Below are 14043 nucleotides of genomic sequence, written 5' to 3' on the forward strand. Positions count from 1 at the left end.
CTGCAGCAGCGGCGGCCGCCGCGACAGACGACGGATCGCGCCTGTCGCGGCCGATGCGCGCGACGAAACCCTGGCGATTGCAGCGCGTGCGTCTGCAATCGCGCAGGTGCTACCAGCGGTACGCCACCGACAGCTGATACTGGCGACCGGCGATCGGGCGGCCCATGAACACGCCCCCGGTGGCCGCACCAGGTACGCGCACGTTGCCTTCGGTCAGGCCCAGCGTATCGGTCACGTTGCTGCCGCTGGCGGTGAACTCCCAGTGCTCGCCGCTGTGCAGGCTGGCGCCGATGTCGAGCATGTCGTAGGACGGCAGACGCTGGCTGTTGGCCAGGTCGGCGTAGCGTTCGCCGATGTAGGAATAGGTCGCGAACACGCGCAGGTCGCCGAACGGCAGCATCCAGTAGTAGCTCGGGGTCAGCCGGAACTGCCGCTTGGGCTGGCGCATGACCTGGTTGCCGGTGTACTCGCGGTAGTTGCGGTACTTCGCATCCAGCCACACCCCGGTGCCGGCCAGTTCGAAACCGCCGAACGGGCGGATCGCGCCTTCCACCTCCAGGCCATAGGCGCGCGAATCGCCGACCGTGGTGAAGTTGGTGCCGTTGGCCAGGAAGGCCTGGAACGGCGAATTCTTGAAGGTGTTGTAGAACCCGGTCAGGTACAGATCGTAGTTGGTCGCGCCGGACTTCAATCCCAGTTCGTACTGCCTGATGTCCTGCACCTTGGTCTGCCCGTCGCGCAGGTTGTCGAAGCCGGGAAACTTGACCCCGGAATTGACCCGCGCGAAGACGCTGTTGTGCGCGTCGAGCTTGAAGTTCAGACCGGCGGTCCACGACAGCGCGTTGTCGTCCTGGTCGATGCGCCGTGCGCTCGGCAGCGAGATCGAGGTGGCATTGTCGTAGAGCGTGGCCGGGTTGCCGTCCAGGTCCACGGTGGCGGTGTCGTGCACGGTGCCGGTGACGCGCTGGCGCTCGTAGCGCACGCCCAGGTCCAGGCGCAGGCGCTCGTCCAGCTCCCATTCGTCGGCGACGAACACCGCGGCGTTCTCGCCCTGGTAGTGCGCGCGCAGGGCCAGGAAGGCGGTGCTGGTGAAACCGTCACGGGTGGGCTGGCGGCCGTCGTCCAGGGTCACGTCGATGCGCCGCGCGTGGTTCTGCGCGGTCAGCAGCATGGTGTTGCCGAGGTACCAGGTGTCGTTGGAGGTGTACCTGGCGTAGTAGCTGCCCACGGTGAGCGTGTTGCCGGCGAACAGCGTGCGGCTCAGGCGCAGGTCGTTGGTGAAGGAATTCAGGCGCTTGTCCACCGACCACCAGCCGGCTTCCAGCACCTGCTGGTTCTGGTCGACCGCGCCACCGCCATTGGTATAGCGCGCGCTGCCGGGGCTGCCGTAGCCGGCGATGAAGTCGCCCAGCCGCTGCGGCGCGTCGCCGGTGAACAACGCATAGGTCGGCGCGGTGCCGCCCATCACGTTGAAGCGGTCGGCGACGGTCCAGTCGCCCAGCTGCCAGTTCAGCTCGCCACCGAACACGTCGATGTTGACGCCGCGGCCGTCGCCCAGATCGCGCTGGATGGTCTCACCGTTCGGGCCGACCGGCAGGGTGACGTTGCGGAAGTCATTGCTCAGCAGCGTGCCGCGCTGCGCGTCGAGGCCGGGAAAGCTGGACAGGTCGTTGCCGTTGTTGCGCGACAGCAACGGGATCGCGGTGTAGAACGCGTTGTTGTCGTCGGTGTGGCGCGCATAGAACGACAGTTCGCCGCTGTCCCAGCGCTTGCTCAGGGTGGCGCTGAACTGGCCGCCCTTGTCGGCGGGGAACTGCGGGTCGCGTACGCCGTCGGTCTCGCGGAAGAAGCCGCCGACGCTGTAGTACCAGCCGTTGCCCATCGGTCCGCTGTCGAACAGATCGATGCGGCGCAGGACGTCGCTGCCGTCGGTGACGCGCACGCTGCCTTCCGGCTCGTCCTGGCCCTTCTTCTGGATGAAATTCACCGTGATGCCGGCTTGACCATTGGAGAAGATCGGGCTGGGACCGCCGCGCAGCACCTCCATGCGTTCGATGGTGTCGTCGGTACGGAACAGCGTGGAGTTCTCCAGGAACGACAGGGTCGGCGGTGGGAACAGCGGTGCGCCATCGAGCTGGAAGGTGACGAACGGCGCATCGCCTTCGGAGGGCATGCCGCGCACGAAGATGTTGGCACCGGTGCCGCCGCCGCTGGGCTCGGCCCACACGCCGGGCACGATCTTCAGCAGGTCGGCGCTGCTCTGTGGCACCGCTTGCTGGATCTGTTCGGGCGTGGCGGTGGTGATCGAGAAGCTGGCGTCGCGCTTGCGCAGGCCCTTGAAGCGCGCGGTGCCGCTGACCACGACGGTATCCAAGGTGGTGGCGTCGGGTTGCGCTGCAGGCGCAGCGGGCGCGTCGGCGGCCTGTGCCTGCGCGGGTGGTGCGAGCAGGGCGGCGGCGACGGACAGGGGCAGCAGATGGCGAAGCGGTGCAAGTTGCATGAAGAATCTCTCCTTTCTTCATCCGGAACAGTCGGCCGGCAGGCGGCGCGCACGTACAGTGCGCGGCCGCGGCGCATCGGCCGGTACGGCGCGAGACAGGGGTAACGCGCGGCGCTCTTTGTAACGCCGTCGGGCGGTCTGACCGTTGTGCAGCGCGGTACATGCCTCGTTTGCGTGACAGGTTGCCCAGCCAGGCCGCCATTGCACTGCCACGCACGGCGTGCGGTGCGCAGTGCGGCGTTGCTTCGTTTGGTCAGGCGTGGCTGCGCATGAGGAACGCAGCCGCGACAGAGGCGGTTCCTGGATGCCTGTCGCGGCCGATGGCCTAAAAACGGCACAAAGCGGGCTGCTGCGCGAGTACATCTGCGATAGCGCCCATCGCCATTGCCATCGCCGCCACGCCCCCAGTTGCTATCGTGGCGCGCATGGTTTCCAAGAGTGTCCTGCAATGAAGAACTGGCTGTTCCTGCTGGTGGCGATCCTGGCCGAGGTGGTCGCGACCTCGGCCTTGAAGGCCAGCGAGGGCTTCACCCGGCTGTGGCCGACGCTGCTGGCGCTGTGCGGCTATGGCATCGCTTTCTATCTGCTGTCGCTGACCCTGCGCAGCGTGCCGGTAGGCGTGGCCTATGCGCTCTGGTCGGGCATCGGCATCGTGTTGATCTCGCTGCTGGCGTGGTGGCGGTTCGGCCAGGCGCTGGATCCGCCGGCGATCGTCGGCATGGCGCTGATCGTCGCCGGCGTGGTGGTGATCAACGTGTTCTCGCGCAGTGCGCCGCATTAGCCCAAAAAAAGAGGCCGCCCGAAGGCGGCCTCGTCACGTTGCGGCGAACGTGCCGATCAGAAGAACAGGCGTACGCCGAACGAGGCGCTGCGGCCGGGCAGCATGACGTCGTCCTTGAGGAACGAGGTGTGCACGCGCGCGTCCTGGTTGGTCAGGTTGTTGCCGTCCAGGAACACTTCCCAGGCGGTGCTGCCGGTATCGACGTGATACGCCAGGTGTGCATCGACCAGGGTGTAGCCGGCGGTCGGGGTCTCGTTGACCGCCACCTTGTCCTGCTTCTGGTAGCGGGTGGCGCCCAGCGCGGCGCGCCAGTGGCTGGCGTCCCAGCGCAGCTGCGCGCCATAGCGCGCCGGCGCGATGCGCGGCAGGTTGCCGCCGTCCTTCAGCCGCGCACGCACGGTGTCGCCGAACACGCGCAGGTCCCAGGCGCCGCTGTCGTTGTTGGCCAGGTGGAAGGTGGCCTCGCCCTCGAAGCCGTGGAAGATCGCATCGGCCTGGGTCCACTGGCGGATCGGCAGGAAGTCGTTGTCCTCCTCGTGGTACCACTGGCCGCCGGTGTCGACGATGTAGATGAAGTCGTCGTAGCGGTTGTAGTAACCGGCCACCTTGGCGTCGACCCAGTCGTTCTTGAAGATCAGGCCCAGCTCGGCCTGGTTGGCCTTTTCGGTCTTCAGATCGGGGTTGCCGATCTCGTAGGCGAGGGTGGCGATGTGCGGGCCGTTGGCGAACAGCTCTTCCTCGGCCGGGGCTCGCTCGGCGTGGTCGAGGTTGGCGGTCAGGCGCCACTGTTCGTTGAAGCGGAAACCGCCGCTCAGCGACAGGCTCTTCGGAGTGAAGTCGCGGTCCACGCCGGTGTCGGTCTCGTACTTGGTCTTGTCCACGCGCGCGCCGAGCTCGGCCTGCACGCGGTCCCAGCTGTTGCGCGCGAGTGCGAACACGCCGATGGCGCGGGTGTCGGTCTTCGGCACGAAGGCTTCTTCGCCGACCGCCTGGAAGGTCGAATCGCTGCCCTGCACGCCGACCGCGGTCTGCCAGCCGCCGCCCAGGCCGAAGGAGGCCTCCACGCGGCCTTCGTTGGCGCGCTTGTCGAACTTGGTGCCCACTTCCGCGCCTTCGAACTCGGTGTGGGTGTAGGCGGTGTGGCCGAAGCTGTAGCGCAGCGCGCTGCCGTCGCCCCACGGGTCGTTCAGCGCGCCCTTGAGCTCGAAGCGGTCCTGGTGCAGCTGCAGCGACACGCCGCGCTCGCCGGCAGTCGGATCGCCGGGTTCGCCCGGGTTGCCGTAGTTGTCGCGGAAGCGCGAGACCGACACGCCGACGAAGCCCCAGTCGCCGGCCAGCGAACTGCCGATCGAGCCGACCTTGGACTTGACGAACGAATTGAGCTGCGGGCCCTGCGGCGTGTCGTAGTCCTTCAGATTCCGATACACGCCGTCGGCATGGATCGACAGGCCGCTGCCGTTGCCGGCATCGACCCGGAACATGTCGGTGTTGCCGCTCTTGTCGCCGCCTTCCCAGCGCGCCTCGGCACGGCCGTGCACGCCGTCGACCGGGGTCTCGGCGATGCGCCCGTCGACCACGTTGACCACGCCGCCGATGGCGCCGGAGCCGTACAGCAGGGTCGATGGGCCTTTCAGCACTTCGATCTGGTCGGCCAGGAACGGTTCCACCGCCGGCGAATGGTCCTGGCTGACCGTGGACACGTCCTGCGAGGACAGGCCGTCGTTGAGCACCGCCACGCGCGGGCCGTCGAGGCCGCGGATGATCGGCCGGCCCACGCCGGGGCCGAAGTTGGAGCTTTGCACGCCCGGCAGGCTGGCCACGGTCTCGCCGATGCTGGCGCCGCGGTTCTCGTCCAGGCGCTCGCCGGCCAGCACGTCCACCGGCTGGCTCAGTGCGCCGGCGGCATCGCGCAGCGGGCTGGCGGTGACCACCACCTGGTCCATGTCCTTCACGTGCCGGTCCTGCGTGTGGCCTGCGCCGTGGCGGCTGTCGCTGGCCGGCGGCGTGGCATCGGCGGCGGTCGTCGTGGTGGTCGGGTCGGCGGCCAGGGCCAGCGACGGGCTCAACAGGCCAAGCAGGGCCAGGGACAGGGCGGAACGGCGGAGCAGGGCGGGGCGGGAAGAGGGCATGGGCATTCCATTCGGAGGGATGTTCGTGGCGACGTGCGCGCGACCGGCGCCGCGCAATCGCGGCGGACAGTCCAGGAAGGGGCGCGGGACGCGCTGGTCGCCGGCGGCCGAATGTTATATTATTCCGTAACACTTTCAACCGTGCCGACCGTCATGTCCTCACCGTTCGATCTGCGCGCCGCGCTCGACCGCCTCGGCGCCACCGGTTCGCTGCTGTGCGCGGTGCATTGCGCGGTGCTGCCGCTGGCGCTGGCGGTGCTGCCGTCGCTGGGCCTGTCGATGTGGCTGGGCGACGGCGTGGAGCGCACGCTGGTGCTGTTCGTGACGTGCCTCGGCCTGTTCAGCCTGGTGCTCGGCTATCGCCGCCATCGCGTGTGGCAGGCGCTGGGATTGCTGCTGCTGGGCCTGCTGTCGCTGTGGGCCGGGTTGCTGGTGCCGGCGTTGCACCACGCGGTGGCGCCGCATGCGGCGATCATGACCTTCGGCGGCACCCTGGTCGGGCTGGCCCACCTGCTCAACCTGCGCCTGAACCACGGCCACGTGCACGACGCAAGCTGCGCCCACTGAGCGCACGTGGTAGTCTTGCCGCCCTTGCGCGAGGGCGCTGACCGCGTTGGCCTCGCCAAACCCCGTGCAGCTCGCGGGGGTTTTCGCAAACACATTCAGGAGTCGATGAGCATGGGTAAGGGTGACCGCAAGACCGCCAAGGGCAAGCGCTACAACGCCAGCTACGGCAATTCGCGCTCGCACAGCGTGAGCAAGGTGGCCGTGGGCGCTGCCGCGCCGGCCGCGAAGAAGTCGGTGGTCAAGGCGCCGGCGGTGAAGAAGGCCGTGGCCAAGAAGACGGTCGCCAAGGCCGGCTGAGCCAGCCACCGGTTGACGAAGAACGCGGCGCTTGCGCCGCGTTTTTTTATGCCTGGCGTGCATGCCTGGCAGTGCCGTGATGCGGGGGTGGACGGCTTGCAGTGGAGCAGGGCGGAGCGAAACGTCATCCCGATCGCGCTGCCGCTCAGGACACGCGGCCGCTCCGGGCGAGCCGCCGCGCAGGACCAACCGCCGCTCAGTGCGGACGTGGCGCGGTGGGGCCGTCGTCGCGGTCGTCGTGGTCGCTGCCGGCCAGATCGGCGGCCAGCGAGATCGGCGCTTCCTCTTCGGCAGGCGGCGTGGGTGCCGGCGGCGGCGCCACCAGCAACAGCTCGGCCAGGCCGCGATAGATCGGCGTGCGGCAGACCAGCGCCGAGGCGCCGCGGGCGATCAGCACCGTCGCCAGGATCGGCAGCAGCATGTCGCTGCTGTCGGTGAGTTCCAGCGAGATCACCGCCGAGGTCAGCGGCGCCTGGGTCACCCCGGTGAGATAGGCGCACATGCCCAGCAGTACGAAGATGCGCGGGTCCACGCCCGGCATCAGCACGGCCAGGTTGTGGCCGAGCCCGGCGCCGACCGCCAGGGCCGGCGAGAACAGGCCGCCGGGAATGCCGGCGACGTAGGAGACGAGGTTCGCCAGCAGCTTCATCAGGCCGAACTCGTGGCCGACGCTGGCGTGCCCCTGCACCAGGCTGCGCGCCTGCTCGTAGCCGGTACCGAACGCGCCGGTGCCGAAGATCAGGCCCAGCAGCACCAGCGCCAGGCCGCACAGTGCGGCCAGCAGGACCGGCTGGCGCCGGCGCAGCTCGCCCAGCCAGCGCGGCTTGCCGGCGACGGTCAGCAGCACCATGCGCGCGAAAGCGCCGCCGAGCAGGCCGGCGACCACGCCGCACAGCAGGATCGCCAGCCACGCCTTGCCCAGCGGCAGGCCGGCGGTGGCGACGCGGCCGAAGTAGGTGTAGTCGCCGAGCAGGCCCAGCGAGATCACGCCGCCGACGATCACCGCGGTCAGCAGGGTGCCGGAAAAGTGGTGCTCGAAGCGCCCGCTCAGTTCCTCGATGGCGAACACCACGCCCGCCAGCGGCGTGTTGAACGCGGCGGCGATGCCGGCGGCGCCGCCGGCCAGCAGGAAATGGCTGGCCTGGCGCGCATCGCGGAAGCCGAACCAGCGCCCGAACACGTACATCAGGCTGGCGCCGACGTGGACGGTCGGGCCTTCGCGGCCGATCGAGGCGCCGCCGAACAAGGCCATGGTGGTCAGCATCAGCTTGCCCACGGACACGCGCAGCGACAGGTTGGCCTGGCGGAAGCCGTCGTCGGGGCGTTCCAGCGCGGCGATCACCTGCGGAATGCCGCTGCCGCGGGTAGGGCGCAGCGCGCCGTTGGTGAGCCAGGCGAGCAGGGCGAAGACGCTCGGGGTCAGCAGCAACGCCCACCACGGCGAATGCCCGATGATGCGCTGGAACACGTGGAAGGCGGCGTCGCTGGCCTTGGCGAAGACGATGGAGACCAGCGCCACCGCTACCGCGCCGCCCCACAGCACGGCGCGCTGTTTCCAGCTCTCTTGCGAGATCAGTTGGCGCAGACGCGGCGGTTGCGCGGAGTCGGGCGAGTGCATGCGGCCATTGTCGCACGCGTCGCCCCGTGCGGGCGCCCTAGCGCAGCGCCGGCAGCAGCGCCTGCGGATCGCCGTCGTTGGGCGCGGCGGGGATGCCGAGCAGGCGGGTCAGCAAGGGATAGACGTCGACGTTGTCGATCGGCGCCAGGGTGACGCCCTGGCGGAAGGCCGGGCCGCGGGCGACGAACACCGCACGCATCGACGGCAGCGCCGGGTCGTAGCCGTGCGAGCCGCGCAGGCTGCGCGGCTTCTCGGCGATGCGCGCACGCGGCAGCGCATCCCAGCCCTCGTGCATCTGGCACACGATCGGCGGGATGCGCGGGTTGCTGCCGTAGTGCCAGCGCGCCGGCAGTTCGCCCTTGCGCCAGCAGTCGTACTGCGGGTGCGCGCCGAGCAGCCGCGCTTCCACCGCCGCCTGCTGGCCCGGGCGCGGGGCGATGCCTACCGACTGCCCGTAGCTGATCACCGTGACCTGTTGCGGCGGGACCATCTCCTCGACCGCCAGCACCTGCTTGGGCGGCACCGCGGCCATGCCATGGTCGGACACCAGCACCAGGTTGATGCGGTCCAGTTCGCCGCGCTGCGCCAGGCCGTCGAGCAGATGCCCGATCGCCGCATCGATGCTGGCGATGGCCTGCGCGTATTCCCGCGACTCCGGGCCATGGTCGTGGCCGGCTTCGTCCACCTGTTCGAAGTACAGCGTCAGCAACTGCGGACGCGGTGCGCCGGTATCGTCGAGCCAGCCCAGCACCTGATCGACCCGTGCGTTCGGCGGCATGTCGGCGTCGAAGGCCTGGCGACGGCTGGGGCGCACGCCCTGGATGGCCGCCTCGCTGCCCGGCCAGGCCCAGGTCGCGGCGTGCAGGCCGGCTTTCTCGACGCCGACCCAGATCGGCTCGCCTCCCCACCAGCGGCCGTCGCCGACCGCGGCGCGATCGCTGATCTGGAACGTGCCCAGCAGCGGGTCCTGCATGCTGTTGTGGACGATGCCGTGGTGGTCCGGACGCAGGCCGGTGGCGATGGTGTAGTGGTTGGGGAAGGTCAGCGACGGATAGGAGGGCGTCATCCATTGCGCGCGCACGCCGTCGTGGACCATGCGGCCCAGGTTCGGGGTGATGCCGCGATCGAGCATGTCCGCACGCAGGCCGTCGATCGAGATCAACAGCACCGGCGTGGGCAGCGTCGCCGGTGCGGCGGCGCTGGGTGCGGCGGCCGCGGCGGTCGCGTGCGACGGCGTGGAAGGGGTGGAGGCGCAGGCACCGAGCAACAGGGTGGCGCAGACGAGCGTGGAACGCAGGGCGGAGGACATCATCGCGGCATCATAAAGCGCGCACGGTGACGTGGCGAAGACAGGACAAGCTGCGCGCGCATCGGCATCGGCGCCACACGCGACGCGCGACGCGCGACGCCGCAGCGTTCGCTGCGCTCAGCCGAACAGCGACGCCATCGTGTCGGATGTCGTGCCGCTGCCGTCGCGCCGTTCCAGCGCCAGCAGCGCGGCCTTGGTCGGCAGCCCGCCGCCGAAGCCGGTGAGCGCGCCGTTGGCGCCGATCACCCGATGGCAGGGCAGCACGATCGGCAGCGGGTTGCGGCCGTTGGCGGCGCCGACCGCGCGCACCGCACGCGGCTGACCGAGATGCTGCGCCAGTTGCGCGTAACTCCAGGTCGCGCCGAACGGGATCTCGGCCAACGCCAGCCACACGCGGCGCTGGAAGTCCGTGCCGTGGGGGGCCAGCGGCAGGTCGAAGCGTTCGCGCTCGCCGGCGAAATAGGCCAGCAATTGCTCGCGTGCTTCGCGCACCGGCGCCGGATCGTGGATCCAGTCGGCACGGCCGCGGGCGTCGTAGCGATTTTCCGGGAACAGGATGTGGCGCACGCCATCGTTGCCGACGGCGACGGTGAGGAGGCCGATCGGCGTGTCGAAGCGGTCGTAGTACAGCGGGGACGCGGTCATGCGCGGGTCTCCTCGGGAGGATCGTTGGCCAGGTGCCACAGGTGCAGCACCGCGTAGGCGCGCCAGGGCCGCCAGGCCTGCGCGCGCGCCTCGCTGGCGCGTTCGCTCAGGCGTGCGCCGTCCGCGCCGAGCATGCGTTGCAGGACCAGGTCGCCGGCGGGGAAGGCATCGGGCTGGCCGAGCGCGCGCAGCGCGATGTACTGCGCGGTCCAGGCGCCGATGCCCGGCAAGGTGACGGCGTGGGCGACGAAATCGTCCAGGCGCTGGCCGGCGCGGAAGGACAAGCGGCCGTCCAGCACCGCCTGCGCCAGCGCGCGGATCGTCGCCGCACGCGAGCGCGGCAGGCCGATCGCTTCCAGCGGCGCGTCGCGCAGCGCCTGCGGCGTCGGGAAGGCGCGATCCAGCCCCGGCGGCTGGCCGGGCCGCGCGGCGCCATGCCGATCGACCAGGCGCGCGGCCAGGGTCGCCGCGCCGGCCACGCTGACCTGCTGGCCGAGCACCGCGCGCACCGCCACTTCGAACCCGTCCCAGCCGCCCGGCACGCGCAGCCCGGGACGCCGGGCGATGGCGCGCGCCAGCAGCGGATCGTCGCCGAGCGTGGCATGTACCGCGCGCAGGTCGGCATCCAGGTCGAACACGCGGCGTACCCGGCGCACGATATCGGGAATGGCGCGCGGATCGGCCGCAGCGATGTGCAGGCGCAGTTCGTGGCGCTGCGGATCGGCCTCGACGCGGATGCGGGTGGAAGCCTCGCACGGGCCCAGCACGCGCTCGTAGCTGGCCTCGCCGATGCGCTCGATGCCGGGGATCGCACGTTTGCGCAGGAACGCCAGCATCGCCGGGAAGTCCAGCGGCGGCCGATAGCCCAGGCGCAGCACCAGATCGCCCCCAGGGCTCTCGGCGCGCTGCTTGCGGATCGCCGAGGGCGGCATGCCGCAGCCGTCCAGGAAGGCGGCATTGAAGCGGCGCAGGCTGTTGAAACCGGCCGCCAGCGCCACCTGGGTGACCGGCAAGGCGGTCTCGGTGAGCAGTTGCTTGGCCAGCAACAGGCGCCGGGTGGCGTGCACCGCCGCCGGGGTGGCGCCGAGCTGGGCCACGAACAGGCGCTGCAGCTGGCGCGCGCTGATGCCTAGTTCGGCGGCCAGCGCGGCGACGCTGGCGTCCTGCAGCGCACCCTCGGCGATCAGCGCCAGCGCACGTCGCACGACCTCTTCGCCCAGGTGCTGCTGCGCCTCCGGCGACAGTTCGGGGCGGCAGCGCAGGCACGGCCGGTAGCCGGCCGCCGCCGCGGCCGCGGCGCTGGGGTAGTAGCGTACGTTGCTGCGCTTGGGCGGCGGCGCCGGGCACACCGGCCGGCAGTAGATGCCGGTGCTGCGCACGGCGGTGAAGAACACCCCGTCGAAGCGCGCGTCGCGCGACTGGCGGGCGCGGTCGTAGAGGGTGTGGTCGGTGGCGGCGAGGGCAGGCATGGCGCCAGTCTAGTCGGCTCGGGCGCGGCGCACTGGCCGTTTTCGGACAGCAATGCCGCCGTTGTCGCGTGGCCGCGGTGCCCGCGGTTTAGGCGCAGTTGGGGAGGTTCCGCGCGGCGGCACTAGACTAGGTCCACAGGTGCCTGGCGCCTGTGTTTTTCGTGTTCCCCATGGATCCTCCGCTTGGCCGTTCCGTTCAGACTCTGCTGGTTGTCGCTGTGTTGCCTGGGCCTGTTGGCGTGCGGGCAGCAGCCTGCGTCGGCGCCGCGGACGGTTGCCGACAGCCCGTCCGCCGACGGCGAGCACATGGTCTCGATCGGCACGCCGCCGGCACCGCCGCCGCATGCGGTCGCGCCCAAGCGCGACCCGTTGGCCTGGGACGAGGCCACCCTGGAGAACGGCGAGGCCTTCATCAGCTGCGACACCGACTATGCCGCCGAGGCCGGCGACGGCCAGCCGCTGGCCGGGCTGGATCGGCCCGCTGTCGAAGCGGCGCTGGCGCCGTGCCGCGAGCGCGGGCTGATGCGGGTGCGCTATGTCGGCAAGATCAATGCCGGCTTCGCCGAAATGGTGCGGCGCCTGGCCGAAGTGGCCAAACAGACCGGCATCGGCAAGCGCGTGCTCGACCTGGATTCCAGTGGCGGCCAGGTCGAGGCGGCGATCCGTGCCGGCGATGCGATCGGCGAGTCCGGCTGGACCGTGTGGGTGCGCGAAGGCTCGGTCTGCCACAGCGCCTGCGTGTTCGTGCTGGCCGCCGGCGACAACCGGCTGATCTCGGGCAACGTCGGCATCCACCGGATGATGCGGATCAGTTCCACCGCGACCTCGCGCGCCGAGCTCAACCGCGAGTTGCAGGAGGTCTATGGCAACGTCAAGGACTACCTGGAGCGCAACGGCGTGGCGGTGGCGGTGGCCGATCTGATGATGACCGTGCCCAACCGCAGCCTGCGTCTGCTCACCAGCGACGAACTCAAGCAGTACGGGCTCGACGGCACCAACGCGGTGCAGGACGACCTGGAGCGGATCAAGCAACTGCGCAAGTGCGGCGACGATTTCGTGCGGCGCAAGGATGCGTTCCTGGTCGCCTTCGACCAGGAGTGCAAGACCAGGAAGGATGTGGATCTGGAAAGCCTGACCGCCTGTGGCCAGGCGCTGAAGCAGCGCTTCGGATTCCCGGACCAGGCCTGTCCGGCCGAAAGCCCGCTGTCGGAGATCGACGTGGCGACGCTGCCGCTGGCCTCGCCCGGCGCCTGAACGGAGATTGCGGTGCGTGCCGGTCATTCACGTGGCGGGCATGGACGCGGGGCTAGCGTCGCCGCATCCCAACCCGGAGCACGCGCATGGCCGCCGGAACCCGCTTGATGCTGCGGCTGTACCTGCCCCCGGCCTTGCTGGCGCTGGGCGGTTTCGTGATCGCCGAAGTGCTGCTGCACGTCGCCAATGGCCTGCATGCGCCCTGGCTGGCGCGCACCGGCTCGCTGCTGAGCCTGTTCGGCTTGCTTGCGGCGACCGCCTGGGCGCTGTGGGCCAGTTGGCGCGCCTGGCACCGGCAGCGCTACGCCGTTCCGGCGGCGGTGGCGCCTGGCGAGGAGACGCCATAGGCGCCGCTGCGCGGGGCCGCCATGGCGGCGTAGACTGCGGCCCTCGCCACCGCCGCTGCCGAGCGATCTCCTTGCCCACGTCCGTTGCATTTCGCCTGCCTGTCGTCCTGCTGGCCCTGATGGCCGGCGCCACCTTTGCGCAAACCGCGGCGCCAGTGCCGTCGGCTGCGCCCGTGCCGCCCGCCGCTCCGCCAGCAACGCCCGCTGCCGCGCCCGCGGCTGCACCGAAACCGGCGCCGCGCCACGCCGGCGCCGCTGTGCCTGCCCCCGGGCCGCTGGCCAAGCAGGATGCGCAGATGGCGCAGGCCGGGCTGCGCGCCGCGCAGCTGGTCGATGCCGGGCGCGCTGGCGAGCTGTGGGACGGCGCCTCGGCGGTAGCGAAGAAGGCGGTGACGCGTGCTGTGTTCGTGCGCGAGATCGACGCTGCGCGTGCGCGGCTGGGCGCGCTGATCGGCCGCGGCGTCGCCAGCGTGGCGCGCGTGCAGTACGCCGCCGGCTCGCAGGTGCCGCCGGGCACCTACGTCAACGTCAGCTTCCCCAGCCGCTTCGCCAACGCGCCGCAGCCGGTGCGCGAGCTGGTGTCGTTGCGGCTGGACGAGGACAAGACCTGGCGTCTGGTCGGCTATCACGTGGCCATGCCCGATTGAGCGGCATGCTGCGCGCCGTCTTCCTTTCCTCCGAGGCTCCGATGCCCATCGAAATCCGCATGCTGGCCTGGGCGATCCTGCTCGGGATCGCGCAACTGCTGCTCGCCTCCGCCTTCGTCACCGCGCAGCGCGGGCTGAAGTGGAACGCCGGCGCGCGCGATGCGCCGCAACCGCCGCCGGCCGGCGTGGCCGGGCGCCTGGACCGCGCGCTGCGCAACTTCCTGGAGACCTTCCCGTTCTTCGCCGCCGCGGCGGTGGCGGTGGCGGCGCTGGGCAAGGGCGATGCGCACACCGCGCTGTCGGCGCAGATTTACCTGTGGGCGCGGGTGGCCTACGTGCCGCTGTACGCGGCCGGCGTGCCGTACGTGCGCAGCCTGGTGTGGGTGGTGTCGCTGTGGGCGATCCTGCAACTGGTGTGGGCGTTGCTCTGAGCGGCGCGGGCTGCGACCGATCGTCGCAGCGCTGATCCAGATCAAGGAC

Annotated in this window: 13 protein-coding genes; 7 read left to right on the top strand and 6 right to left on the bottom strand. The window is 70.5% G+C overall.

The features are described from left to right. Positions 1-109: 109 nt before the first annotated feature. Positions 110-2500 (bottom strand): TonB-dependent receptor, encoded by a 2391-nt coding sequence (locus tag FHR66_RS06000; RefSeq protein WP_160969661.1) that lies wholly within the window; start codon positions 2498-2500, stop codon positions 110-112. A gap of 448 nt (positions 2501-2948) precedes the next feature. Between FHR66_RS06000 and FHR66_RS06005 the strand changes: the two genes are divergently transcribed. Further along, positions 2949-3281 (top strand): DMT family transporter, encoded by a 333-nt coding sequence (locus FHR66_RS06005; RefSeq protein WP_010343489.1) that lies wholly within the window; start codon positions 2949-2951, stop codon positions 3279-3281. A 56-nt stretch (positions 3282-3337) separates the two neighbouring features. Here FHR66_RS06005 and FHR66_RS06010 read toward each other — a convergent pair whose 3' ends face one another. Then, positions 3338-5410, bottom strand: coding sequence for a TonB-dependent receptor (locus FHR66_RS06010; protein WP_160969662.1), 2073 nt, complete (start codon positions 5408-5410; stop codon positions 3338-3340). Between the two features lie 153 nt (positions 5411-5563). Between FHR66_RS06010 and FHR66_RS06015 the strand changes: the two genes are divergently transcribed. Continuing rightward, complete coding sequence (locus FHR66_RS06015) at positions 5564-5977, top strand: MerC domain-containing protein (RefSeq protein ID WP_160969663.1); 414 nt, start codon at positions 5564-5566, stop codon at positions 5975-5977. A gap of 111 nt (positions 5978-6088) precedes the next feature. Next, entirely contained in the window at positions 6089-6274 is a 186-nt protein-coding gene (locus FHR66_RS06020) for a 30S ribosomal protein THX (protein WP_010343492.1), read from the top strand. 196 nt (positions 6275-6470) lie between these two features. Here FHR66_RS06020 and FHR66_RS06025 read toward each other — a convergent pair whose 3' ends face one another. The 4 genes from FHR66_RS06025 to FHR66_RS06040 all read right to left on the bottom strand — a co-directional run bounded on the left by FHR66_RS06025 (position 6471) and on the right by FHR66_RS06040 (position 11315). Then, entirely contained in the window at positions 6471-7892 is a 1422-nt protein-coding gene (locus FHR66_RS06025; protein ID WP_160969665.1) for a chloride channel protein, read from the bottom strand. A gap of 37 nt (positions 7893-7929) precedes the next feature. Beyond that, positions 7930-9204, bottom strand: coding sequence for an alkaline phosphatase family protein (locus tag FHR66_RS06030; protein ID WP_160969667.1), 1275 nt, complete (start codon positions 9202-9204; stop codon positions 7930-7932). A 114-nt stretch (positions 9205-9318) separates the two neighbouring features. Further along, the gene (locus tag FHR66_RS06035; RefSeq protein ID WP_160969669.1) at positions 9319-9846 is read right to left on the bottom strand and encodes a methylated-DNA--[protein]-cysteine S-methyltransferase; all 528 of its coding nucleotides are present in this window, start codon (positions 9844-9846) and stop codon (positions 9319-9321) included. Continuing rightward, positions 9843-11315 (bottom strand): DNA-3-methyladenine glycosylase 2 family protein, encoded by a 1473-nt coding sequence (locus FHR66_RS06040; RefSeq protein ID WP_160969671.1) that lies wholly within the window; start codon positions 11313-11315, stop codon positions 9843-9845. Before FHR66_RS06040 ends, FHR66_RS06035 begins: the two co-directional genes overlap by 4 nt. 210 nt (positions 11316-11525) lie before the next feature. Here FHR66_RS06040 and FHR66_RS06045 point away from each other — a divergent pair, with 210 nt between their 5' ends. From FHR66_RS06045 to FHR66_RS06060, 4 genes are all read left to right on the top strand, one after another. Next, positions 11526-12569, top strand: a complete 1044-nt coding sequence (locus tag FHR66_RS06045) for a hypothetical protein (protein WP_160969697.1) — start codon at positions 11526-11528, stop codon at positions 12567-12569. A gap of 86 nt (positions 12570-12655) precedes the next feature. Continuing rightward, entirely contained in the window at positions 12656-12916 is a 261-nt protein-coding gene (locus FHR66_RS06050) for a hypothetical protein (RefSeq protein ID WP_160969673.1), read from the top strand. 119 nt (positions 12917-13035) lie between these two features. After that, positions 13036-13563 (top strand): DUF4019 domain-containing protein, encoded by a 528-nt coding sequence (locus FHR66_RS06055; RefSeq protein WP_160969699.1) that lies wholly within the window; start codon positions 13036-13038, stop codon positions 13561-13563. 41 nt (positions 13564-13604) lie between these two features. Further along, positions 13605-13994: an MAPEG family protein gene (locus FHR66_RS06060; protein WP_184448628.1), complete on the top strand. Its 390-nt coding sequence runs from the start codon at positions 13605-13607 to the stop codon at positions 13992-13994. Positions 13995-14043 lie beyond the last annotated feature (49 nt).

The organism is Xanthomonas sp. F4, from assembly GCF_011761895.1.